This window comes from Collinsella aerofaciens ATCC 25986 (genome assembly GCF_010509075.1).
Taxonomy (GTDB): Bacteria; Actinomycetota; Coriobacteriia; order Coriobacteriales; family Coriobacteriaceae; genus Collinsella; species Collinsella aerofaciens.
In genome coordinates, this window is the sequence record NZ_CP048433.1 from 959148 (window position 1) to 982962 (window position 23815).

General features: G+C 59.6%; 19 protein-coding genes. 10 read left to right on the plus strand and 9 right to left on the minus strand.

Going from position 1 to position 23815, the window contains the following annotated elements:
- The first annotated feature begins 68 nt into the window (after positions 1-68).
- The gene (locus GXM19_RS04505; protein ID WP_006235398.1) at positions 69-464 is read left to right on the plus strand and encodes a GtrA family protein; all 396 of its coding nucleotides are present in this window, start codon (positions 69-71) and stop codon (positions 462-464) included.
- Positions 465-682: 218 nt separating this feature from the next.
- On the plus strand, positions 683-1090 hold the full coding sequence (locus GXM19_RS04510; RefSeq protein ID WP_022095123.1) for a GtrA family protein: 408 nt from the start codon (positions 683-685) through the stop codon (positions 1088-1090).
- Between the two features lie 159 nt (positions 1091-1249).
- Here the strand turns inward: GXM19_RS04510 and GXM19_RS04515 are convergent, their stop codons facing one another.
- The 5 genes from GXM19_RS04515 to GXM19_RS04535 all read right to left on the minus strand — a co-directional run bounded on the left by GXM19_RS04515 (position 1250) and on the right by GXM19_RS04535 (position 10245).
- A complete protein-coding gene (locus tag GXM19_RS04515; protein ID WP_006235395.1) occupies positions 1250-2152 on the minus strand; it encodes a DUF4430 domain-containing protein in 903 nt (300 codons plus the stop codon).
- Entirely contained in the window at positions 2142-6002 is a 3861-nt protein-coding gene (locus tag GXM19_RS04520; protein WP_040359274.1) for a DUF4430 domain-containing protein, read from the minus strand. Before GXM19_RS04520 ends, GXM19_RS04515 begins: the two co-directional genes overlap by 11 nt.
- Positions 6003-6433: 431 nt before the next feature.
- Complete coding sequence (locus tag GXM19_RS04525) at positions 6434-8197, minus strand: ABC1 kinase family protein (protein ID WP_006235393.1); 1764 nt, start codon at positions 8195-8197, stop codon at positions 6434-6436.
- Between the two features lie 8 nt (positions 8198-8205).
- Complete coding sequence (locus tag GXM19_RS04530) at positions 8206-8622, minus strand: hypothetical protein (protein ID WP_006235392.1); 417 nt, start codon at positions 8620-8622, stop codon at positions 8206-8208.
- A gap of 99 nt (positions 8623-8721) precedes the next feature.
- On the minus strand, positions 8722-10245 hold the full coding sequence (locus tag GXM19_RS04535; RefSeq protein WP_040359271.1) for a C69 family dipeptidase: 1524 nt from the start codon (positions 10243-10245) through the stop codon (positions 8722-8724).
- A gap of 307 nt (positions 10246-10552) precedes the next feature.
- Here GXM19_RS04535 and GXM19_RS04540 point away from each other — a divergent pair, with 307 nt between their 5' ends.
- The gene (locus GXM19_RS04540) at positions 10553-11887 is read left to right on the plus strand and encodes an IS256 family transposase (protein ID WP_006235436.1); all 1335 of its coding nucleotides are present in this window, start codon (positions 10553-10555) and stop codon (positions 11885-11887) included.
- 237 nt (positions 11888-12124) lie between these two features.
- On the opposite strand, the gene GXM19_RS04545 is transcribed toward GXM19_RS04540, so the two are convergent.
- Together GXM19_RS04545 and GXM19_RS04550 are read right to left on the minus strand one after the other, a co-directional pair.
- The gene (locus tag GXM19_RS04545; protein WP_006235389.1) at positions 12125-12979 is read right to left on the minus strand and encodes a bifunctional 5,10-methylenetetrahydrofolate dehydrogenase/5,10-methenyltetrahydrofolate cyclohydrolase; all 855 of its coding nucleotides are present in this window, start codon (positions 12977-12979) and stop codon (positions 12125-12127) included.
- Positions 12980-12981: 2 nt separating this feature from the next.
- On the minus strand, positions 12982-13614 hold the full coding sequence (locus GXM19_RS04550) for a cyclodeaminase/cyclohydrolase family protein (protein ID WP_006235388.1): 633 nt from the start codon (positions 13612-13614) through the stop codon (positions 12982-12984).
- Positions 13615-13991: 377 nt separating this feature from the next.
- Here GXM19_RS04550 and GXM19_RS04555 point away from each other — a divergent pair, with 377 nt between their 5' ends.
- From GXM19_RS04555 to GXM19_RS04570, 4 genes are all read left to right on the plus strand, one after another.
- Positions 13992-14591 (plus strand): hypothetical protein, encoded by a 600-nt coding sequence (locus GXM19_RS04555; RefSeq protein WP_040359268.1) that lies wholly within the window; start codon positions 13992-13994, stop codon positions 14589-14591.
- 242 nt (positions 14592-14833) lie between these two features.
- Entirely contained in the window at positions 14834-15427 is a 594-nt protein-coding gene (locus tag GXM19_RS04560) for a hypothetical protein (protein WP_006235386.1), read from the plus strand.
- A 306-nt stretch (positions 15428-15733) separates the two neighbouring features.
- A complete protein-coding gene (locus tag GXM19_RS04565) occupies positions 15734-16402 on the plus strand; it encodes a hypothetical protein (RefSeq protein ID WP_006235384.1) in 669 nt (222 codons plus the stop codon).
- Positions 16403-16438: 36 nt separating this feature from the next.
- Positions 16439-18205, plus strand: coding sequence for a phosphatidylinositol-specific phospholipase C (locus tag GXM19_RS04570; protein WP_006235383.1), 1767 nt, complete (start codon positions 16439-16441; stop codon positions 18203-18205).
- Positions 18206-18374: 169 nt separating this feature from the next.
- Here the strand turns inward: GXM19_RS04570 and GXM19_RS04575 are convergent, their stop codons facing one another.
- Entirely contained in the window at positions 18375-18644 is a 270-nt protein-coding gene (locus GXM19_RS04575) for a hypothetical protein (RefSeq protein WP_006235382.1), read from the minus strand.
- A 168-nt stretch (positions 18645-18812) separates the two neighbouring features.
- Between GXM19_RS04575 and GXM19_RS04580 the strand changes: the two genes are divergently transcribed.
- Together GXM19_RS04580 and GXM19_RS04585 are read left to right on the plus strand one after the other, a co-directional pair.
- Positions 18813-19862, plus strand: a complete 1050-nt coding sequence (locus GXM19_RS04580; protein WP_006235381.1) for a PDDEXK nuclease domain-containing protein — start codon at positions 18813-18815, stop codon at positions 19860-19862.
- Between the two features lie 63 nt (positions 19863-19925).
- Positions 19926-20714 carry an ADP-ribosylglycohydrolase family protein gene (locus GXM19_RS04585; protein WP_006235380.1) on the plus strand — a complete coding sequence of 263 codons (789 nt, stop codon included), beginning with the start codon at positions 19926-19928 and terminating at the stop codon, positions 20712-20714.
- Between the two features lie 356 nt (positions 20715-21070).
- Here the strand turns inward: GXM19_RS04585 and GXM19_RS04590 are convergent, their stop codons facing one another.
- Positions 21071-22408, minus strand: a complete 1338-nt coding sequence (locus tag GXM19_RS04590; protein WP_006235379.1) for a TFIIB-type zinc ribbon-containing protein — start codon at positions 22406-22408, stop codon at positions 21071-21073.
- Between the two features lie 217 nt (positions 22409-22625).
- Between GXM19_RS04590 and GXM19_RS04595 the strand changes: the two genes are divergently transcribed.
- Positions 22626-23807 (plus strand): cation diffusion facilitator family transporter, encoded by a 1182-nt coding sequence (locus GXM19_RS04595; RefSeq protein ID WP_006235378.1) that lies wholly within the window; start codon positions 22626-22628, stop codon positions 23805-23807.
- Positions 23808-23815: the final 8 nt, after the last annotated feature.

A 23815-nucleotide genomic window follows, 5' to 3' on the forward strand; every position in this document is an offset into this window, starting at 1 on the left:
GGGGATTGGCTAAACTTGCTAAGTTTGTCATCCCCACGGCGCCCCGGCGCCGGCTTAAGGCAGGTACCATGCAAAAGCTCCTTGCGCAGATCATGAAATTTGGCGTCGTCGGTGTCATTGCCACGGTTATCGACTTTGGCATTATGAATCTGCTCCACTACGGTCTGGGCCTCAACATCCTAATCGCCAACACCAGCGGCTTTATCATCTCACTCATCTTTAACTACCTCGCAAGCATGAAGTACGTGTTTGCGCACAAGGAAGGCATGAGCCGCCGCCGCGAGTTCATCATCTTTGTCGTGCTGTCCGTGATCGGCCTGGCACTCAACGACGGTATCGTGCTGACACTCAACGCCGGTCTGGGGCTCGAGGCCAATATCGCCAAGATCTGCGCCACCGCGCTTGTCATGGTCTACAACTTTGTGACCCGAAAGATCTTCCTAGAGGGTGACGAGACCAAGTAACTCGCAACCTTACAGCCTTACGATGCCCACGGACAATGCGTGCTCAGTACAGTATCGCCCGTGGGCATCGTTCGTTTACGGGCAAATTTTCAACGTTTGCGGATTAGCTCTTGAAAATTTGGCGAGTTCGTATAGTTCTTGGCAAAGACCTTACGTTTCCCTTGCAAAAGCTCTAAAGTATCCTCTGCTCGATTCATCAACGCATTGGATGTGATTACGTGCGCAAGGCACTGGCACAACCTCATACCAAGCAATTCCTCAAGTTCGCTGTCGTGGGTCTTATCTCCTTTGGCATCGACTGGGGCATGCTCATTGCGCTCGTCGAGCTGTTTCACCTTGACTTTTTGATGAGCACCACGGTTTCGTTTATCACATCCGTCGTGGTCAACTACTGGCTCAGCATGAAGTACGTGTTCGACCACCGCGAAGGCATGAGCCGCAAGCGCGAGTTCACGATCTTCACCATCCTGTCGGTGATCGGCCTGGGCCTCAACGACCTGTACATGTTTGTGGGCGTCACGTTTTTGAGCATCGGCTACCAGGCCATGAAGGCCATCGCCACGTTCCTCGTCACCTGGTACAACTACTTCAGCCGCCGCTTTTTCCTCGAGGGCGCACGGTCGTAGTCGATTCGCTATTTGCTTGAATGTATAACCGGTTGGAATTCCCGTTCCAACCGGTTTTTTGTTTGCCGAGAGACCCGGCGACCCAGTCCCATTCGCATGAAAAACGGGCGGTCCGGATGTTGGTCCGAACCGCCCGTCTGGCGCGCTATGTCGAGGCCTCTAGCCCGTTACGTAATACCAAACGACGTTGTCACCATTGGAGAGAACGTAGTTACTGCAGGCCGTCATGGGCGTTGTGCCGTTGACGGAGTACATCCAGCCGCTCGTGCCGCCGTACTGTTTCTCGGCCAAACCACCAATCGCGGAGACATACGTACCGTACGACGAGCCATGTGCGTTGACAGAAAGGCCCAGCGCGCACAGGGCATCGTAGACGGTAGCGCCTTCGTTAAAGGTAAAGGTGCCACCAGAGGACACAGGATTGCCCACAGAGCTCGATGTGACCGAAACCGTCACCGTTACGTAGTTGGACTCCTGTGAGCCGCTCTGGCCGCCCGAGGAGGCGTTTCCACCATTAGAGGATGAGGCTCCATCAGACGACTGGCCACCGCCCGAAGAAGCACCACCAGACACATTGGAAGTATCACCGGCTCCCGTATTTTGGGCAGCGGATTTATCGCCAGACTTCTTGCCGTCCTGACCATCGGACTTCTTGCTATCCGATTTTTTGTCCGATTCCTTGTTTGAAGACTCGGAATCGTCCTTGGCGTCGTTCGAGCCCTTGGACTCATCTTTTGCAGCATCCGAAGATTTGGAATCCTTGGAACTGGCCTCGCCCGAAGCGGTAGACGAGCCAGACCCATTGTCATCCTTGGAAACGACGCTCTCCCCCGTCACGGACTGAAAAATCCAATCAACGGACCAGGCGCCGCTCTCGGAGGGATGGACGAAGCCCAGCGAGACGACGATCAGAATGGTGCACGCGGCAGCAAGAACGCCAAGGAGCGCCTTGCGACGAGAGGCGGACGCCGCCGAAGCGGCGCCCTTTTGCTTTGGATCATCGAGCTGGATAAACGAGGAGTCGGGCTGTTGCCCGCTGGTCTCCTTGGGCTTATCGGGCATTACCGTCACCCTTGCCGCGCTTGGTCAGCACGAAGACGGCGATGAGCGCGAGGCCAATCACGCCGGCGGCGATGCCAACGATGGCGAGCGGATTGGTGCCAGTCTCCTGCTCGGAAGCACTAGAGGACTTCTTAGCAGTGGTCGTGGAAACAGCACCCGTATCGGACTTGGAATCGGACTTCTTGTCGGACTTCTTGTCGGACTTGCCGTCCTTCCTGTCAGACTTCCTGTCAGACTTCTTGTCAGACTTCTTGTCAGACTTCTTCTCGTCCTTCTTATCGGACTTATCGGAGTCCTTCTTGTCGGACTTGTTGTCCCTGGTCTCGGTCTTGGTCGACACCGTCGTCTTGGTCACCGGCTTCTGGCCCGGGGCAATAGCGCCGCCCTTCGAGCCGGAGCCAGAACCAGCGCCAGCGCCAGTGCCGGAACCAGTACCGGTACTAGAACCGCCGCCGCCATTCGAACCAACGCCGCCATTGCCGCCATTGGAGCCTGAACCGCCATTACCGCCAGGGTTAACGGCATTCTTGGTCCACTTGGCATACAACGTCAGGTCGGCCGTCACCGGCGTACTGAAGTCATACGCCTGCGTGCAAGCCTCATCGGTATACCAACCGCCGAAAGTGTAGCCATCGCGCGTCGGATCGACCGGCTTGACCAGCTTGCCATCGGCCGTAGCAACAAACTTAGTGTCGCAAGCAGACCCGCCGTTGGAGTTAAAGGCAACCGTCCAAGACTCGACAGCTCCAAGTTTAAACAGCGTGCCCGAATCATTAATGTAGTAGAGATTGCCAGAAGCATCGGCAATGACCGGAGAGTCACAGTACTGGTAATGGCCAGCCGCATCATAAATCTGCGTCGCCTCTGCATCGCCGAGCGTATAGCGATACACGCCACCACCAGCAGAGTAGTTGACGTAATCCTTGCTATCCGCGCTGTTAACGGTGAAGTACACATAGGTCTTGCCGCCCTGAACACTCACCAGCGGAGTAGCAGCAATACCGTTGAGGCCAGCCGGCAGCGCCTTGCCGTCGGCAGCAGCGACCATCGTGGTCTTACCCGTCTTCAGGTTATAGAGAACCAGAGCAGAGCCAGTAGCCGTCTGTCCGCCGACAATCAGATTGTCACCAGACACCGCAGGGGCGCTCAGATTATTCGTAAGGCCCAGATCAACCGTCTTCTGTTCACTCAGCACGCCCTTCGCCGAAAGCGAAATCACATGGAGCTTTCCGTCGTGCGTCATCTGATAGAAGGTCGAACCATTGGACGGATCGGCAATGCAATCGGCATTTGCGACAGCGCCGAGCTTCATGGTCGAAACGACATCGCCCGTCGTCTTATCAATGCACTTAAGCGTACCCGCGCTCGTAGGAACGATGGCATACTTATCCGTCAAAGCCGCACCAGTCCAGTAATAGCCCTCGGCAGGGTCGATGTTCTGCCAAGAAACTTCGCCCGTGGCAATCTTAATGCGCGCAAAGGAGCCGTTGCCGTAGGTCGCGTTGTAATTCTCGTCATACGAAATATCGACCGAGCCTACATAGACGTACTCGCCGTCCGAAACGACGGTGCAGGAGCTCTGCGTCAAGTCCGTCAAACCAGGCGTCAGCCACTTGCAGATCAGCTTGTCTGCAGTAATCGCCTGGACCGCACCGCCGTTGAGCGGAACGATGATAAGGCCATTGGTATAGATCGGACGAGAGGTATAGCTCACCTTGGAGGCAAGCGGCGCAGAGGCAACCTTTTTGCCCGTGGACGAATCGATCTTGATGAGCTCGTTCTCGGTCGCGATGTACACAAAGCCGTTGGCGATGACAGGTTCGCTGCAGTTGGCATACTGCTGACCAGACTCGGCCTTCCAATCGAAGGCCCACTTAAGACCGGCGGCCTGCGCAGGCGTCTTGGCATCCGTTACGGTCGAACCGTTGCCACTGTTGCCGTAGCCGGCCCACTCGGCATCCCAATCAGGAGTCGTCGCACTCGGGTCCACGACAACCTTGTCGGGATCGGGCATGGGCGAATCGTCGGTGGTATAGGCAAGCGTGACCTTATCGCCGCTCTTGAGCGTAATCTGATTGGCGCAGAGTAAGGAGGGCTCTCCATTGATATACAGGTGCCAATATTTATTGGTCGCAGCATCATAACCGTACGACTTGTCTTCGAACGGCGATTTGATGGAATTGAGGAACCAGTACTCGCCACTCTGGGAGCCGTTGTACGTAACGCCCTTGGCCTTCAGAACCGTCTCAATAAGGTTCTGGGCAGTAGAGCCTTCAGGCAAAGAAACACTGCTTGCCGAGCCCCAGCGAGTATTGTTGCCGTTGACATCGGGACCGATAACATCGGCGGATCCAAGCACCTGACCGGGGAGGGCATCGGCGTCAGCACCATACATAAAGGTGACGGCGTCACCCTCCTGGAGCTTGTAGGCACCGGCGCCAACGTCGGCGAACTTGCCATTTACGTAGAAGCGCCAATAGCTCTTGGTCGCAGCATCCCAGCCATAGGACTTACTGTCGAACGGCGAAGTAATACCGTTGAGGAACCAGCCCCAAGACGATTCGCTAGCATCGAGCTTAAGGCCGGTCTGCTCAAGGAGATCCTTGGCAGTAGAGCCCGCCTTGAGACTCGTCTGACCCGTCGAAGCCCAAACCTGCTGCTTGCCGTCCTTGTCCTTACCGAGAACCTGAACAGAAGCATGGACAGAATCGGACGGCAACTGGTCGCCCCAGCCACCGTAGAACCACGTGACGGTATCGCCGGCATGGATGGTGACATTGTCCGCCGTATAGTCACTCGACTTGCCGTTGATAAACAGCTGCCAATAGGTCGAATAATCTTGGGGCGTACCCAGCTCAACACCGTTGTACTTAAGGCTCAGAATGAAGGAGCCCGCAGCAACGGCGTCAATATCATTCGCCTCGAGCGCGACCTTCGTAAGGTCAAGCGCGCTCGAGCCGGACGTCACCACATACTGCGCGTTATCGACCCAAGTCTGAGTCTTGCCCTGGGCATCGCGACCAATGACGGTCACATTTGCGGCAACCTGGTCCTTAACGACAGGGGACGAGCTACCAGCCGTATAGGCAAACTCAATCTTCTGCCCCTGGGTGAGCTTGACGCTGCTCGCGCCAACCGAGGAAGACGCGCCGTCGACGAACAGCTGCCAGAAGGCATAAGTCGTCGGATCGTAGGCAAGCGTGCGACCATCGCTCGGAGATGTGATGCTTTTGAGGTAGAAGCCGTATGCCGTGTTCGGTTCGTAATCCGCTTTAAAGCCCGTCTTCTGCTGCAGCTTAACGAAAGCATCCGCAGCCGTCGCGCCCTCGTCGAGCTTGAGCTGCGTAGGTGCCACCCAGGTCTGAGCCTTGCCGTCAGCATCGGTGCCGATAATCGAGAACGAGACCTCGACCTGCTTCTTGGCGACATCGCCGGTTTCTGTCGGGTTCTCTGTCTGAACGGCAGCCGCGGCGGCAGATCCCGCTTGGCCAGCGGATGCCGTCGAAGACTGCTCGCTCGTGGCAGGGCTCTCCCCCGTCGCCGAGCCTTCGCCGCCAGTTGCTGCCTCTGCTATGGCTGCACTAGCTGCAGGCGCGCCCTCGGAATCCGAAACCTCGGCGCCGCTCTGCTCAGCGGTACCGCCCGCAAGCGCTGCGTCCTCGCCCGGCGTCGCAGCCTGAGCCACAGCCTCGGCAATGCCCTCGGCGCCCTCGGCCCACAGCTGAGCCGGCGTGGTGCCAAAGGCCATCGCGAAGGCCAGGAATGCCACCAGGCCGCGCTTGGCTACACCGCGTGCAATCGCGCCACGGCGATGCGAGACGCGCTGGCGCTCGTCCTCAAACATATCCATTTGTCTCCTACTGTCTGTACTTGGAGCGTTGCCTTGAGACTGCCCCACGTCATCGCGCATGTTGCGCTCGAGTTCCCCCATCGGGGTCCCCCTTCCCTCCAGAGCCCTATGCACACCGGCGGCAAAAGCCGCAGCCGCATGCAAGACGGGAGGCGATCCGACTTAACCTTAACGACTCGGGCACGTCGTCCGATCTGCGACGCGAGCATCCCGAGCCAAGAGGAATTACGGTTACTGGTACAGCTGGGGACTTGCACCCCGATTCTCCCAAATGCGCAGGATAACCGCGCATTCGTGCGTCTCCGCACCACCATCTAGGCCATCGATTATTACCGTCAAAATGGTATCACGCAAAAGGGCCTCGCACGCAGGCGAAGCCCAAGGTAAAAGCTATTGTTTGCGATAGGAAAATGCGGTGACGGCCGCAGCCTCTAGTGCTTGCCGCCGTGACTGTTGAGCCAGATATTGCGGCCCAGCATAAGCGCCAGCACCAGCGCGCTCACGTAGCCCATAAAGCCAATGACCGGGATACCAAACACAACCGGCTCGATGCGCGCGTAGTACACCACCGACGAACCGATAAACAGACCGGCGATCACAATTGCCATCGACATGCGGTCGATAATCCCACCTAGCTGTCGCAGCGCCTTATCGCTGCTCATGATCTGCGTGTTTACCTTAAGCTGGCCGCGCGTAAGCATACGCGAAGCCAAGCCCAGATACTCGGCCGCCTCGAGCGAGCCCTTCGCCGCGCGATAACTGCTCGCTGCAAAGTCGCGGCTCATCTCGCGCATGCGCGCATAGGTGCTTTTCTCGTTTTTAATATGCGTCTGGATGATCTGGATCATGTTGACGTTGGGCATGTACTCGGTCAACAGGCCCTCGAGCGTCACCATGCCGCGGGCGAACATCGTCACCACGCTCGGCAGCTCAACGTCATTTTTGCGCGCGAGGTTTAACAGCGAGGTCAAAAACTCGCCGATATCCAGGTCTTTAAGGTCGAGCCCGGCAAAGTCGGCAACAATAAAGTCCAAGTCGGACAAAAAGGCCGAATGGTCAAGCTCGGCCGAATCGCCGCGCGTCACGGCAAAGCGCATGAGCGAATCCTTGAGCTTTGGCACGTCGCCCTCGGCCACGGCAAAGATCATATCCTTGACGATGCCACGGTCGTGGCTCGACATGCGTCCGACCATGCCCAAGTCGATAAAGTAGACAATTCCGTCTTTGAGGATGATGTTTCCCGCATGCGGGTCGGCATGGAAAAAGCCGTCGTCGAGCACCTGCGTCGAATAGTCCTCGACGATTGCGGCACCGATCTTTTCCAAGTCATAGCCCTCGGCCACTAAGCGTTCAGGATCGGCGATCGAAATGCCGTCGACGTAATCCATAACCACCACGTGCTCGGTGCACAGGTCCAGATAGGATTTAGGGCACGTCACGCCATGAACGCTCTTATGGAACTCGTAGAAGTCGTTGAGGTTTTTGGCCTCGGCCAAAAAGTTGGTCTCCTCGCGAAACGAGGTCCACAGTTCCTCGACCACGCCGTGCAGGTCAACGAATTGATCGGTGTTGACGAACTTGGAAACGATACGCACCACCGAGCGGATGATATCGATGTCCTGCGCCATAACCTGCTGCGCACCGGGGCGCTGCACCTTGACGGCCACGTCCTCGCCCGTCACCAGACGAGCGCGGTGCACCTGCGCGAGCGATGCGCTACCAAGCGGATTGGGATCGATCGCATCGAACATCTCCCCCAGGCGCAGGCCGTATTCTTCCTCCAGACAGCGAAGCACTACCTCGTACGGCACCGGCTCCACGTCGGAGCGCAGACGACGCAGCTCGTCGCAAAAGCGTTGCGGCAGAATCTCGGACCGGTTGGCCAGAATCTGCCCCATCTTGACGAACATGGGGCCGAGTTCCTCGAGCAGGCGGCGCAAACGAACCGGCGTGAGGTTATCCCACACGCGGTACTTTTTGACCAGGCGAACAATCTGCCCAATGCGTTCGCGACGACCCGCCGGCGTGAGCTGGTATTCCTCGTCCGGTGCCATCGCGTCGGGCTCCTCGGGCACCATATCGACAGCGCGTGGCTTCTTGCGAGCGCCCGAGACGGCAGCGTCGACCTCATCGACAACCGCCGCCTCGTTACCCAGAGGATCTAGATTGTTGTAATCGGTGGTGGAATCTGCCATCTGCGCTGCTACTCGGCCTCTTCGGTATCCTTCGCATCGTCGGCCTCAACAGACTCGACGGGCACCGAGGTCACGTTGTCCTCGACCGAATCGACGATGTCGCGCACATGAGCCAGGAAGGCCGTGCGCTCGGGCGCGGTCATAACGCGGACGCGAGCCAGAATGAGCTCGTCGAGCACGCGTTGGGCCGCGGTCTCGCCCTGCATGCCCAGACGCTCGGTCAGGTCGGAGATGGTGCCGCCGGCCTGCTCGAACATGTCGGACACGCTACGGGCGATATCGGGGGTGCCGGCGTCCTTGCGAACCTGCTCGCCCTTGGTATTAAGGTCGTCGAGGACCTTCTTGCCGCCTTCGACAGCAACGGCGGCAGCGCCAAAGCCCACGTTAATGGCGCCGTTAACAAGCTGATCGAGTTTCATAACCATGGTTGTCTCCAATCACAAACAACTGCATTGGCGTTCTTGTACCCAAGATTGAGCGAAAGCGACAAAGCGTTTTAGCACTATTCGATCGACGAGAAATCCCTACCTCACGTTGTCGTTCATCGCGAAAGAGTTCTTCATGGCGCAGCTCGTGGTGAAGAGCACCTTGCCCAGCAGGGCATCGGTCTCCACGCGAACACGCTCGGCAAAGGCCTCGTTGGCGCGTGCAAGCTCGGAAGGCACCTCGGCCTCGGGCAGAGCGGCTACGGCAGCGTCGACGTCATGGATCTGCTTGTGACCCATGCCACCGACCTTCTCCTGATAGTCCTCCACAGCGCGGCCGCACTCATGGAAACGGACGTCGGCCAGGGCGCCGATCAGGCGGTTGGCCCAGTAGAAGTTTTCGGACGTTACGCGAGCCTGCGTGTCGGCATAGTACTCGGGCATGGTCTCGACGTTGGCGTACAGCGGAACCAGCGCGTTAAACGAGTTGGAGCCAAACGCCATCCACTGCACGGCGCGATAGGCCGGCTGCGCATAGGGGCGCAGCTGCAACACGGCAAGCTGGCTGTTGCGGTTGATGCCGATGGGGCGATAGGCACCACGCGTAGCGGGCGTGCCCTTGCTGCCGTAGCAGTCGTACTCCGTGCCCTGGTAGTGGCTCGAGAGCACGTACTTGATGTCCTCGATGGTCACCTTGCGCTCGGGCACGCGGCTCCAGGGGATATCGTCGCTCTCGGGCGTGTAGTCGGCGTCGGGGCCATCCCACACGTCGCTGGGGTTGAGGCAGCGCTGCATGTACCAGGCGCGCGGCGTGTTGTAGACGTGGTCGCTGTCGCTGTGCGAGCCAAAGGCCTCGCGCGGGTTAAAGACCGCGGCGGGACCGTCGCCCTCGACGCCCAGCGTCAGGTCCAGATGCCACTCGGCCATCCAGGAGCGCAGGTCAGCGGAGCACATGTGGTCGACCTGAGCGCCCTCGGCATCGTCCAGGTCAAAGCTATCGATACCCAGCTGGTTGGGCATGGTCACATAGGCGTCGTCGGGCACGCGCTTGGCGATCCAGTGATGGCCGCCGATGGTCTCGAGCCACCAGATCTCGTCCACGTCACTAAAGGCGATGCCGTTGTTCTCGTAGGTGCCGTAGCGCTCGAGCAGGTCGCCCAGGATGCGCACGCCGTCGCGGGCGGACTTGGCGTACGGCAGCACCAGGGTCACCATATCCTCCTCGCCCAAACCACCGGGCTGCGCCGGAACATAGCCGTCCTCGCCTTCGTTACCCTTGGCGGGCACATAGTCCACGAGCGGATCGGCGCCGCGGACGCGCTCGTTGGTGGTGAGCGTCTCGGTTGCGGACATGCCAACATTGAGCTCATTGAAGCCGGCCTCGGCCCAAATGCCGTGACCCGGAACAACGTCGGGGACGCTCGTGTAACGCATGGGGTTGTCGGGCAGCTCAACGGTCAGGTGGCTCAGGACGCTCGTGTAGACACGCGGCTGCTCGTCGGGGTGCACCACGCGCATGCGCTTGGGCTCAAACACCCCGTTGGACGAGTCCTCATTGCGGGCAACCAGCGTCGAGCCGTCGTAGCTCGCGTTCTTACCAACCAAAATCGTTGTGCACGGCATGCGCATCCTCCTTGAGCGAAGAAATCAAACGGCAACAGTGTATCGCTTCGGCGCAAAAAGGGCGAAACCGCGGCCCCTCGAGACCCCTCGGGACCCCTGTGGTCAAAAAATGCCAAATATGAGTACTGTCACCAATTTAGTAGCAGCAATTTTTCTTGTAACGAGTGCCGGAAATCCCTATTTGTCCAAAAGCGAGGGTAGCGCACAGAGATGTGGTGTAAGAGGCGGGGCATGCCCCGCCTCCGCCCTTTCTTGAAAGGGAGGGGACACCGCCTAGAATTCGTCGTTGGAGTAATGAAGGTGACGAATGGAAGGAAAGGCGATGCCCCAAGAAGAGAGTGTACTGCGCCTCGGCCGCGACGAGGCCCTCGAGGCGGCGAGGCTTTGGCAGGAGTGCGGCGACGCGCGCGAGTTCGCGTGCAGGGTGCTGGGCGGCGTGATGAACGCGCTGATGGACTCCGAGGCCCAGCAGATGTGCGGCGCGAGCCGCAACGAGCGCAGCGACGGCAGGGAGAACAGCCGCAACGGCTACCGCCCCAGGTCGCTCAAGACCGCCGTTGGCGACGTGGAGCTCGAGATACCCAAGCTCAGGCACGGCACCTACTACCCCGAGGGCATGCTCGCGCGATGGTCGCGCGTCGACACCTCGGTGGCCGCCATCGTGCAGGAGATGTACGTGTGCGGCGTATCCACCCGCAAGGTCGAGCGCGTGGCGTCCAGGCTGGGCATATCCTCGCTGTCGAGCTCGGAGGTCTCGAGCCTCTGCTCCGACCTCGACGCCGAGGTGGCGGAGTTCCGCCGCCGCGACCTGTCGGGCACGCCGTGCTGCTACCTGTGGCTCGACGCCACCTACATGAGCTGCAGGGTCGGCTCGTCGGTCGTCTCGCAGGGCGTCGTGACCGCGATCGGGCTGGGCGCCGACGGGCGCAAGCACTTCCTGGGCTGCGACGTGGTCGACACCGAGAGCGAGGACTCCTGGGCGGCATTCCTCGGCGGGCTGCGCGAGCGCGGGCTGGCCGGCGTTCGCCTCGTGGTCTCCGACAGCCACGCCGGGCTCGTGGCCGCCGTCTCGCGCCTGTTCCAGGGCTGCGCCTGGCAGCGCTGCGTGACGCACCTGCAGCGCAACCTCCAGAGCGCCTGCTCGGGCAGGCCCGAGGACTCCAAGGCGGCCGTCAGGGACCTCGTGCACGCCGCGGTCTACCAGGACGACCCCGACCTCGCGCGCTGCGTGTGGGCCGAGGCGGCGCCCTGGGTGGCGTCGGTGTCCGCCAGGGCCGGCGAGGTCTTCGAGCAGGCCGAGGACTCCGCGCTGGCGTTCACGGCCTTCCCCAGGGCGCACTGGGCCAAGCTCCGCACCAACAACGTCCAGGAGCGCGCCAACCGCGAGATCAAGCGCCGCTACAGGGTCGTGCAGTCCTTCCCCTCGAGGGAGTCGATGCTGCGCCTGACGTGCGCGAGCCTCATGGAGACCGAGGGACAGTGGTCCCAGCAGCGCGTGTTCTCCGAGGCCTCGGCCGCCGAGGGCTTCGCCGAGCCCGCGGACAGGCCGGCCCCGACGGAGGGGAGGCGCCGCGCGCTCGGGCGGCGCGCCAGGGAGATAGTGGACGAGATAGTCGAGAGGCGCGGCCTCAAGAAGGAGTAATATCGGGACTTGCAGCGACGGACCTCAGGACGCTCTTACACCACGTCTGCGCGCGCCACCAAAGCGAGACAGCGTTATTCCCCATAGGTTCAATAAAATGGGCTTCCTAACGATAATGGATATCGCTAGGAAGCCCAAATGTCATAAAACATATGTGACTATCTTGGCAGCAGTACTCATATTCGGCATTTTTTGACCGCGTGGTATATAGCTGACCCCTCAAACAGCCCAAAACACCTATTTCGATGCGCGCTCCGCCGCCTCGATCACGTGCTTGGCGAGAATCGCCGTGGTCACAGCGCCCACGCCGCCCGGCACGGGAGTAATTGCGCCAACGATCGGTTCCGCAGCATCAAAATCGACATCGCCGACCAGCTTGCCAGCGGCCTCGTCCCAATTAATGCCGACATCGATGATCGTCTGGCCCCCACGAACCGCATCCGCGCCAATCGTGCGCGCGCGTCCAACGGCCGCAACCACAATATCAGCTGCACGGCACTCGGCAGCCAAGTCACGCGTATGCGTATGGCACGTCGTCACCGTGGCATTGCGAGCCGTAAGCATGGCGGCAACGGGACGACCAATTACCAGCGACCGACCAACAACCGCGACCTTTGCCCCATCCAGCTCAACACCGTAATGGTCCAGCAACGCCAACACGGCCTCGGCCGTGCAGGGAGCAAAGCCCTCGCCACGACCCGAAAGCGTGGTGAGCAGCGAGGCCGGTGTCATGGAGTCAACATCCTTGGCGGGATCGAGTGCCGCGGCAACCGCATCCTCGTCAAGCCCAGCGGGCAACGGACGAAACATCAGGCAGCCATGAACAGCGGGGTCGGCATTGATGTCCTTAATAGCCGCCAGCAGCTCATCCTGCGAAACATCTACAGGGAGTAAAACGCGGCGAGCCTCAATGCCAACCTTCTCGCAGCGCTTGAGGGCACCGCGCTCGTAGGATAGATCGTCCTCGCGCTCGCCCACGCGAACGATGGCCAGCATCGGCACAACGCCCTGTTCGCGCAGGGCGGCGCAACGAGCAGCGAGCTCCTCGGTCAAAGCACGGGCAACAGGGGCCCCTTTGAGCAGCTCTGCCATGGCTATTTCCTCTTCCTTGCGGCGTCGGCAGCGCGGCGCGCCAGTGCATCGGCGCGCGGCAGCCACGTATCCAGCAGCTCATCGCACGCCGCCTCGAGTTCCTCGGCGCGCGCCCGGTCTTTCATAGATGTGGTGTTGGCAAAGAGCGTCAGGCTCGCACCCTGCATGGCGGCGCGGCAGAACACGGCGCCACAAGCCACGTCGGACAGCAGTTGGCGCGAACCTTTGTCTGCCATGTCCTCGAGCAGTGCCAGCGCACGACCGCAGGCATCCATAATGCGGTACGGCGGCATGGCTGCCACATGCAACGCATCTTGAATCGCAGCCGGTCGAGCCGGATCCTCGCGCGAAATACCGTACGCCGCCGACACCTGCCCGTAGGCTCGAACATCCTCGGCAACCAAGTCGACAAGCTCCTGAGCCAGCTCGTCTGCCTGGGCAAACGCGTGCGTCAAATCGTCCGCGCGATCGGCAAGCGCGGGGTTCGTCGCCCCGTAGCGTGCGACCATTCCGCACAGCGAGGCGCCCAGCGCGCCCACAAAGGCGCTCGCGCTGCCACCGCCGGGAACCGGCTCGCGCGCGGCCAGCGCCTCGGCAAATCCACGGCAGGTCTTGTCCATCATCTCTTGGCTCATACGTATGCACCTTCAAGTCATATAGATCGGTCGGGCGGCAACCGCCGACCAACCGCATCAAACACGTAATGATGCTAAGTCTAGCCCATAAGCACATGAGCGTCAGCACACCTGGCCATCGCGGATTTCTATGACGAACGATAGGCGTCGGCGCCGCAAACATGGGACACATGGCCCACCTTTCGAGACTCCCGAACGGCACAAACTGGGGCATATCTATAAGTAAGGGACCCGTTGGGGCACGGCCGAGCAACGGCCATAAGCGATGAACGGAGGCATAAGCCGCACAGTACACAGAGACATCCGCCGCCAGCGCAATCAGTACCCCAACAGCATGCGGCGCCGTGATGTCATCGGCAGACAAGGAGGACGCCACCATGAAGAAAAAGACCCTATCGATCCTCTCCCTTTGCATCGCCCTCTTTGCCGCGTTTGCCCTTGTCGGCTGCGGCGGGAGCGCATCGGGCGGCGGCAGCGCCCCCAAGAGCGAGAGCAAGGAAAAGGTCCCCGTCGCCAAGAAGACCGACTTTATCTGGTTTAAGGTCGAGATGCCCGAGGGCGTCGGCGTAAGCGACTCCGCCGGCAAGAACGCCGACAGGGTCCAGCTCACCTTCCCCGAAGACGAGAACGCCTCGGCCGATCGTTTTATCCCCGTTTGGAAAAAAGCGCTGACTGCCGAGGAATCCCACGCCGACCAGGCGGAAAAGAAGGGGGATACGTTCCAGTGGAAGGATGGCGGGTCCGTCGAGTATAACGGCAGGACGTGGCTCGTCGGAACGTACGAGGACAACAGTGGCATCACAACCCTCCTCTTTACCGACGTTGAGCCGGGAAGCATCTATGTCCTTATCTCGAACTTCGACCTGCACATGAAAGAAGCCGAGGCGCTCCTCAACTCCATCGAATTCCCCGATGACATGGCAGAGGCAGTTTCTGAGGCGCGCGAAGTCGAGATTTCGAGCATCGAGATCAAGTAACGGGACACCCGCACGCGCCTACGCGCACCTGCGCACATGCGCCCCATTAAAGCAACGGGCACCCAACCCCGGGGAGGGCCGACAGCATCGGCCCTCCCCTCTTTTGGACCCGGGCATATTGCCACTTGTCGGCACATATCCGGCCATCAGAATGGGACACATGGCCCACCCTTACGAGTCACTCGCGCGTACAGTAAAGGCAGGTAATCCATGGGCGGTTACAGATCGAGGAGGACACGACCATGAAAAAGAAGGCCTTTGCGATTCTCACCCTCTGCATCAGTCTCTTTGCCGCGTTTGCCCTGGTGGGCTGCGGTGGCAGCGGCGGCGCTACCGGCAGTGGCGGTGGCGGCGGAGCAGAAAAGCCAGCCGTGGATATGAGGACCGACTTCATTTGGTTTAAGGTCGAGGTCCCCGAGGGCGTCGAGATCACCGACGTTGCCGGCGACACGGCCGATAGGGCCCAGTTTAAGTTCACCGAGAGCGAGCACGCCAGCGATCGCTTCATCCCCATCTTCGACTCTGACAAGAACGCCGACGAGCTGTTCGACTACGAGGCCAAGTGGAAGACCGACTTTGAGTGGACCGAGAATGATCCCGTCAAGTACAACGGCAAGTCCTGGCGTAACGCTTCCTACACGCACACTGGCGGCGTGACGACCGAGTACTTCACCGACGTTGACGGCGGCAGCGTGTACGTGCGCATCGACAACGTCGAAGAGCACAAGGACGCCGTCGAGACCATGATGAAGTCCCTGGAGTTTGCCGACGACATCGCCGAGGCCAAGACTGAGGCCATGGACGTCAAGCTCGAGGATATCGAGATCAAGCGCTAAGCGACTGGCGAGCGCAACGAAAAACACGAGCGCAGCGCCAACAAGCGGCGGTGCCCCAGCGTTTCGTACTAAGGGAGGGTCGGTAAACCGACCCTCCCTCTCTTATGCCGGCAGCCGACAAACGCGAGGATGCCGGACGCCGGAACCACCCCAAATGTGGCAACGGTACGAAAACGGCAAGCACCCAAACACGTCCGCCCGCCGATTTATAACGCCGCGCACACAATTTAAGTCGGCGCCTTTAAACGTCTGGGCAGTATAGTGACCAAAATGAGTGCATAACCGCACCCTGCGAATGGAGGAGTTATGACCGAACACCACGCCATCAGCCGTCGAGCATTCACGTTGGGCTTAGGACTCGCAGCATTGTCGCCATTTGTAAGCCTGCCCGAAACCGCGGGATTGGGCCTTCCCATGCGCGCGGCATTTGCAGAAGACACGCCCACATCGGCGGCCACCCTCGACAAGTTCGTCATTCGCCTTCGCCCCGCGGGCTATTTTCGCACCGCGAGCGTCAACGAAGACGGCAACGTCATCGGCAACGTCTGCCACCTGTTTAATGACGGCACGTCCAACAAGCTCATCCTCGAGCACGTGGCGACCGATACAGATAATACAAATTGGTATGCCATTCGCACCTTGCTCAATTTCGAGGAGCACAAGAAGACGGGCTACAGCATTTGGTCGGTCGACGGCGACTCGGACAAAGATGGAAAGGTTATCCACGTATGGAGTGGCGAGCATGACGGCAAGGCCAGCCGCTCTTTTGCGTTCGCCCGCCAGCAAAACGGAACCTACATCATCCGAGACCGCACAAACGAGAAAAAAGACATTAATTACCTGGCCATAGAAAAGGACGGCAAAGACCAAGACAACAACAAGATCTGCCACAAGAGGAAGAGCATTCCGTGGGAGCTCGAGCTTGTCGGCTACAGCATGGACAAGACCAATGCCACAGTTAGCAGCATCGACTGAACCACGTATAGCAGCTACGTCGACGGACCATGTTGGATGAGCCACGTCGATGGCAGCAAGTACCTCGACGAGCTGAGCATCCCGGGAACTCACGATTCGGGCACCTGCAGCGTCGACAACGACACCGAGCCCCAAACCTCGCTTGCAAAGTGCCAGCAGGATTACATCCCCACGCAGCTGCTCGAAGGCATTCGCTATTTTGATATCCGACTTGGAAAGAACGACGATAAAGGCGACCCCGGCATCGACCATGGAATATGCTACCTGCTCAAAAAAGACGGGGGCTATATGCAGCTCTCCAATGTCATCGGTTACTTCAAAACATTTTTGAACGAACACCCGTCAGAAGCGCTCATCATGCTTGTGTCACGAGGCAACGACGAGGCTACCGACGAAAGTGTTACGACGGCTTTTGCCAATGTTATGGGCAATAACTCCGATCTGTTCTATACGTCGAGCCATGTCCCCACACTGAACGAGGTGCGCGGAAAGATCGTCCTGCTGCGTCGATTTAGGCTCGCCGGCGACAGCGTAGACGGCCACACGTGGGGCCTCGACCTCACCGAATGGGATGACAAGATCAAGGCGCATTCCGGAAAGTCCATGTGCCTCGTGAAATACGAGCAAGGCTTTGAGGCTGCGGGCAATACGGGCGACAAAGAGCCCTATAGCACAGCGGTATATGCCCAAGACCATTACGACTGCACGGGATCCAGTAAGATCGACTGGGTCGATATGGCCCTGAAGGCAGCGTCCGAGTTCGAGCGCAGCACCGTAGATATCACTGCCGCGGACGGGACAACGGTGCAGGCAACGGAGCGCTGCTGGTTTATCAACTACACGAGCTGCACGCAAAACAACCCTTTTACCGCAGCGCGAGTGGTCAACGAGCACCTGTACAAGAGCTCGTATATAAACAATACCGGAGTTGAGGGCACAAAAGAGAACTGCCGTAAGCACATTGGCATCATTGCGTCCGACTTTGTTGACGCGGCACTGGCACGGAGCATCTACCAGCGCAATTACGATACGGAGCACAAGCAGGCAACTTCGTGCTACCTCCCAGCCCGCATGCGCATGACATATGGCGACTCGTTGAGCGATGCCTCACTCCAGGATGGAAAGACCGTTGGCGAGGGTCATTTCCGCCTTGTCGACAGCAGTAACGTACTCAACGTGGCGGCTTCGGGCCATACGTTTGCCATCGAATACGTTGATGTCGATGCCTTGGGCAACGAGACCGTTACGGGGCTGCAGGGTTCCGTGCCCATCGATATCGACCCGCGCGCGCTGACGCCCCATTTTGAGGGGCTTGAAGGCCTTAAGGCCGGCGAAGACGTGCGCGCCAAGATTGCGGCATCACTCGAGGGCAAGCTCGAAACCGATGCCTGCACGGCCCAGCTCGAGTTTGTGCACGACGCGAACGGCGCTCCGGGAACGGCGATGGCCGAGGGCGAGGCATTTGCCGCGGGGACGTATTGGGTGCGTGCGAAAGGCCTGTTGGGCGACGCGGCGAAAAACTACACGCTTGCCACCGACGGAGCCGCAAGCTTTACTGTGACGACTTCGGGCAACGCGGGCGCTACGGACACCGGCGACGGCAACGGCAACGGCACCAACGCAGGCGGCGCCGACAAGAACGACAAGGGCAACAAGCGCAAGGGCTCAGGCGAAAAGCTTGCCGGCACAGGCGACAACTCTGGCATTGCCGCCGGGCTCGCCGCTGCCGCCGTGGCGACGACGGTCGCCGGCGCAGCAATGCTTGCCAGCGACCGCGAAAACAACGAAGGCGCTAGCGAATAGGCAAGCCGGTTTTCAGACGCATCGGCTCAATCAGGGGCGCGGAATACCGTTCTGTGCCCCTATTTTTGACATGAAGGGGTAGCGCATAAAGGACGCCTCGCAGGTTGAACGACCAGCCACCGTGCCGCCAGATGCGCGGGCGTAAGTCTGGCCCGAACGCCGCCATGGGCTACATCACCATGTTCAGCGCGTTCACAAATTCCTGGGCCTGGGAGCGGCTGCTCAGGCTAAAGACACAGGCAGTCAACAGCCTGTTACGTAGAAAAACACTGCGGCCCTTGATCCTGTTGACCCCCGTGATGTCCTTAAGGTAGACAATCTCGGTGTGCTTGCCGCCGAAAGTGCCCTTCTTGAGCACCTCGATGCGGTTAGGGTAGATCTTGACGTCTTTAAACCCGCCCGAACCCTTGTCCTGAAACAGCAAGGTGTTGTTGTCCATGCGTGTCACTCCCATGGGGTTCGCTAAAACTGCCTCTATTGCCACATTTTAGTCACTTCGGGAATCCTGCACGAAGGCGCTAGGCGACATTGAAATTCGAGTCCGCGCGAGGCTTTAAACTAAATGCAATAAAGATGCATTCCACAAGAGGAAAGTGGGGCGACAGTGATGGGCGAACTGGTAAACCGTGGAGAATCGGCAATCGTGCCAGAAGTTTTTTACAAGCAGGTTTCCTCGATTCTCAACGCCGCTCGCGACAAGGCCTATACCGCCGTTAACTTTGCGATGGTTGAGGCGTATTGGGAGATCGGCAAGAGCATTGTTGATGAGCAGGGCGGAGAGGAGCGCGCCAAGTATGGAGAGGCGCTGCTCAAGGCCCTCGCAATCAGACTTACCAAGGATTTTGGTAAAGGTTTTGAAGCAAGAGAGCTGCGTAAAATGCGTCAGTTCTATCTTGCATTTCCAATTCGGGACTCACTGCGTCCCGAATTGAGTTGGACACATTATCGCAGGTTAATACGCATTCCTGACCCCGAAGCTCGCACCTGGTACATGAACGAATGCGCCGATTCTCGCTGGAGCACGCGTCAGCTCGAGCGCCAGATCAACACCATGTTCCGCGAGCGCCTGCTTGCCAGCAAGGACAAGGAGGCCGTCACCCAGGAAATCCAAGAGAGCGCCCCGGCTCGTCGCCCCGAGGATATCATCCGCGATCCATATGTACTGGAGTTTTTAGGTTTCTCGGACGATACTGCGTTTCGCGAGAGCGATCTAGAGCAGGCGCTCATCACACATCTTCAGAAGTTCCTGCTGGAGCTTGGCCGTGGCTTCGCTTTCGAGGCGCGCCAAAAGCGTATCACCTTTGATGGGCGCCATTTCTATATTGACCTTGTGTTTTACAACTATCTGATGCGCTGCTTCGTGCTTATCGACCTTAAGACGGACGATCTTACGCACCAGGACTTGGGCCAGATGCAAATGTATGTGAACTACTACACGCGCGAGCTCATGAACGAAGGCGACAATCCGCCCATAGGCATCGTGCTCTGCGCGGACAAAAGCGATTCGATTGTCGAGTACACGCTGCCCGAAGACAACGACCAAGTGTTTGCCGCCAAATACCTGCCGTATCTTCCAAGTAAGGAAGAGCTGGCGCGCGAGCTGAGTGCCGAGTACCGCGCCATCAACGAAGCGACTAATGGCGAAGCACAAGGATAGCAATACGTTGCGACCGACACCACCGATGGCGCTCCACATCACCCGGGATAAGAGGAGCTTTCCATGACAGACAGACCGAAAACAACACTGCGCGACTGCATCTATGGGCTCGCCGTCGGCGACGCACTGGGCGTTCCTTACGAGTTCAGGCCCCGCGGCACGTTTGAATGCGCGGACATGATTGGCTACGGCACGCATGGGCAGCCCGCCGGCACCTGGAGCGACGACACATCCATGACGCTTGCCACCTGTGACTCGATTAGGGAGCTCGGGCACATCGAAACCGCGGACATGCGCGACAAGTTCGTCGGTTGGATTACCCGTGGCGAGTATACGATCGACGGCGTTTTCGATTACGGCGGCACGACCGCCCGCGCCTTGCACACCGGCAAAGGTGGCTCCGGCGAGCGCGACAACGGTAACGGTTCGCTCATGCGCATCGCGCCCCTGGCGTTCACCGATGCGACAGACGAAGAGGTCAGCAAGGTCTCCGCGATCACGCACGCTCACAGAACATCGACCGACGCATGCGTCATATTTGTCGAGCTGATGAGAGACGTGTTGAACGGCGTGCTCCCCTCATGGGTGCTCCAGCTGAAAGACGTGCCCGAGCGTGGAATCAGGTCTGGCGGCTTCGTGCGCGACACGCTTAAGGCAGCCGCCTGGTGCTTTGTCAACACTAACAGCTACGAAGATTGCGTGCTTGCCGCCGTCAACCTGGGCGACGACACCGACACCACCGCAGCCGTCGCAGGCGCGCTCGCGGGCACGGCGTACGGTATCGACGCAATTCCGCAGGAGTGGATCGACACCCTGCGCGGCAAAGAGCTGATAGAACGGTGTTTGTTTTAGGACACGCCTTCAACAAAGACAACGTCAGTCAACGCAAATGATTAAGGGACCGCATAAATGATGACAACAGAATGCGCCATCATGGGTCCGTTCGTCACAGAGCAAAGTACCGTGGGGCCATACACCGTGTTGGTATTCGAATCCCCGCTGCCGCAGAAAAGGGCCGGTTGCCCCGGCCCTTTAGACATTAACACCTGCGTTGCCCGAGCTTCCAAAGTTGACCGACTGAGGAGCGGGTTCCGCGGCACACCTTGATTTTGCCCGGTGGGGCGGCTCTTTTGCAGCCGTCCCACCGTTTATTTAGATCTACCACGACGGACAGCTCGCACTACTGCGCACTGTCCCGTACCGTTCCCCTACTTCCCAAAGATCGCTGCAAGCAGCCCCTTGCGTTTGGGCTTCTCCTCTCGGTAGGAACCCTCGGCAGCTGCCGCCACCTGACGCGGTTGCTCGCCGCCTCCACGGCGCACGATCTGGTATAGGAAGGGCGATTTAACGTATTTGACCTCGATGGGCGTGGCGTGCACGGTGCTTTCGCTCGACAGCATCACGTTTGGATTGAGCGGTGCCACCACATGCGTCTCGCGTTTGTCGCTAAACACCACCGCGGCCGCGCGGCCCGTCTGGCCGTTCACGGCGATGCGCACCTGCTCGCCATCGCGGCTGTCCGTCGCCGGACGATCGACAAAGTAGACCGGCACCATCACCAGGCCGTCCTTGTGCTTGCGGGCCTTGCGCGCCCAGGCGCGGATGTTCTTTTTATTGAGCCCCAGCACCGCCTCGGCATCGTTGCCGGCAATATCGAGCGCCAGCTTATCAATGACCACCTGGTCCTTGGTAGATGCATCGACGGAAACGACGCGGAAGTCGCCCTCCTGCATAGCGGGATCGAACGGCCCAACCTTGCCAAAGTCCCACGGCTCCAAAATGCCCATAAGACGAACGTCCAGGTAGTTTGCCCGCGGATACGCCCAGTCGAGCACCTCGTAGTACACCAGGGTCTCCTTGCTCAGCCCTTTGCCCGGGAAGGACGCCATCATGCGCAGGTCCGCCAACGCCATGGGGAAATAGAAGAGCATCATGTCGTTTTGGATCGCGTCTTCTACATCGTGCCCGGCAAAGGCATCGGGATACTGACGCACCAGCTGCAGCGCGTTGGCACGTGCCTGCTGCGGAGTGATCTCGCAGGGAATACCCTGCTCAGGCATATACTCCGCACCAACGCCCATGGTCAGGCGCTTGCTGAAGGTGCCGGGCTTGAGCAGGTCGGCAACGCCAATCTTATTGCCGCAGGACGGGCACTCAAACACGCGCTGAGTGGACTCGCCTTCAAAGGATGCGCCGCAGAAGGGGCACGGGATGCTCACATGCGTAGCCTCTTGGAACTCCTGCGCCGTGCCGCGGTCTTCCCACAGCAGATGCTCCAGAACCGACTGATTGCGCCAGTACGAATTAAAGAAATACCAGTCCGGGTCCTCCGGGCGCTCGAGCTGCGAGACGTGCGTGAGCTTGAGCAGCCCGTCAACCACCGTCAGCGGCGTATGACGGATACCCAGGACGCTCTTGGGCTCCCCCGCATCGGCCTGCCACGGAACGACCGTGCCGCAATAGGCGCACTCAAAGCTGCGTTTAGCCTGGTGTGAGTACATAGGGCCGCCGCAGTTTTGGCATTTAATGGCAAACATCTCGTCCATGGATACGTCCTCCTTTGCACAGGGGCTGTCGACATTAAGTATGTCGGGCAGACAGGCACATGCCCATACCCATGTGGCCCAAAATGGAGCACCCGGTCGGACAAGAAGCCCCACTCGTTAGTGCCGGCAGACCATTGCTGCATTTTCTGAGCATCGGTACACGTTGCGTCTGTGCGAGCTACACTATCCCCTTAATAAGAATGCGAGGAGATACGCCATGCTATTTGTAAATCGGCTGGTACATACGCTTGTTCCCGGCAGCGAAAGCGAGCCGGTCGATACCTCCTGCCGCACCAACGCGGGTTTTGCCGCAAGCCTCATTTGCATCGGCCTCAACATCACGCTGTGCCTGGCCAAGGGCATCGCGGGTCTGCTCGCCGGCTCCGTCTCCCTCATCGCCGACGCTTTCAACAACCTCTCCGATGCCTCGAGCAACATTGTGAGCCTGCTCGGTTTCCGCCTTGCCAGCCGCCCGGCAGACGAAGGCCACCCCTATGGTCACGGCCGCTACGAGTACCTAGCCGGCCTGTTCGTCGCCGTCCTGGTTTGCGCCGTCGGCATCAACCTGATTCTCGAGTCGGTCACCAAGATCATCAAGCCCTCGCCCACCGCTTACACGTTTATTTCCCTTGCGGCACTGGCTACGTCCATGCTCGTTAAGCTCTGGATGGCAGCGTTCAACCGCACGCTGGGCAACCGCATCGATTCCGAGACACTCATCGCCACGGCGCAGGACTCCAAAAACGACGTCATCACCTCGGGCTCGGTCTTAGCGGCGGCGCTTATTTCGCAAGCGACAGGCTTTGACCTCGACGGCTGGGCAGGCCTGGGTGTGGGCATCTTCATCTGCATCAGCGGCATGGGCCTAGTGCGCAACGCCATCAGCCCGTTGCTGGGGCAAGCGCCCGACCCCAAGCTCGTCCAGGCAATCCGCGACAAGATCATGTCCTATCCGCAGGTCTTGGGCACACACGACCTGATGGTGCACGACTACGGCCCCGGTCGTCAGTTTGCCAGCGCCCACGTGGAGATGCCCGGCGAGGGCGACGCGTTTGAGCACCACGAGATCCTGGACACCATCGAGCACGACATCAAGCGCCAGATGGGCATTGGGATCACGCTGCACTGCGACCCCATCGCGACAACCGGCGACGACCTGCGCGGCTGGGTCAAGCGCGGCGTCATGCAGATCGATCCCGCGCTCTCCATCCACGACCTGCACGAGCACGACGGGTTCGTTTCGTTTGACCTGGTGCGTCCCGACGGCTTTGACATATCCGACGAGGAGCTGCTGGAGCTCGTCACGCGCATCGTGCATGAGCGCCGGCCCGACGTCTCGTGCGTCGTCACGTTCGATTCGGGCTTTAGCTCGCCCGAGCGTCCGGCCGAGCAGCTGTAGCCCCGCTC

Coding starts and splice junctions, on each gene's coding strand:
- GXM19_RS04560 (WP_006235386.1), top strand. CDS start 14,834: ATGAAAAAGAAGGCCTTTGCGATTCTCACCCTCTGCATCAGTCTCTTT.
- GXM19_RS04530 (WP_006235392.1), bottom strand. CDS start 8,622: ATGGTTATGAAACTCGATCAGCTTGTTAACGGCGCCATTAACGTGGGC.
- GXM19_RS04575 (WP_006235382.1), bottom strand. CDS start 18,644: ATGGACAACAACACCTTGCTGTTTCAGGACAAGGGTTCGGGCGGGTTT.
- GXM19_RS04570 (WP_006235383.1), top strand. CDS start 16,439: ATGAGCCACGTCGATGGCAGCAAGTACCTCGACGAGCTGAGCATCCCG.
- GXM19_RS04580 (WP_006235381.1), top strand. CDS start 18,813: ATGGGCGAACTGGTAAACCGTGGAGAATCGGCAATCGTGCCAGAAGTT.
- GXM19_RS04505 (WP_006235398.1), top strand. CDS start 69: ATGCAAAAGCTCCTTGCGCAGATCATGAAATTTGGCGTCGTCGGTGTC.
- GXM19_RS04525 (WP_006235393.1), bottom strand. CDS start 8,197: ATGGCAGATTCCACCACCGATTACAACAATCTAGATCCTCTGGGTAAC.
- GXM19_RS04520 (WP_040359274.1), bottom strand. CDS start 6,002: ATGGATATGTTTGAGGACGAGCGCCAGCGCGTCTCGCATCGCCGTGGC.
- GXM19_RS04515 (WP_006235395.1), bottom strand. CDS start 2,152: ATGCCCGATAAGCCCAAGGAGACCAGCGGGCAACAGCCCGACTCCTCG.
- GXM19_RS04555 (WP_040359268.1), top strand. CDS start 13,992: ATGAAGAAAAAGACCCTATCGATCCTCTCCCTTTGCATCGCCCTCTTT.
- GXM19_RS04565 (WP_006235384.1), top strand. CDS start 15,734: ATGACCGAACACCACGCCATCAGCCGTCGAGCATTCACGTTGGGCTTA.
- GXM19_RS04590 (WP_006235379.1), bottom strand. CDS start 22,408: ATGGACGAGATGTTTGCCATTAAATGCCAAAACTGCGGCGGCCCTATG.
- GXM19_RS04585 (WP_006235380.1), top strand. CDS start 19,926: ATGACAGACAGACCGAAAACAACACTGCGCGACTGCATCTATGGGCTC.
- GXM19_RS04545 (WP_006235389.1), bottom strand. CDS start 12,979: ATGGCAGAGCTGCTCAAAGGGGCCCCTGTTGCCCGTGCTTTGACCGAG.
- GXM19_RS04540 (WP_006235436.1), top strand. CDS start 10,553: ATGGAAGGAAAGGCGATGCCCCAAGAAGAGAGTGTACTGCGCCTCGGC.
- GXM19_RS04550 (WP_006235388.1), bottom strand. CDS start 13,614: ATGAGCCAAGAGATGATGGACAAGACCTGCCGTGGATTTGCCGAGGCG.
- GXM19_RS04595 (WP_006235378.1), top strand. CDS start 22,626: ATGCTATTTGTAAATCGGCTGGTACATACGCTTGTTCCCGGCAGCGAA.
- GXM19_RS04535 (WP_040359271.1), bottom strand. CDS start 10,245: ATGCCGTGCACAACGATTTTGGTTGGTAAGAACGCGAGCTACGACGGC.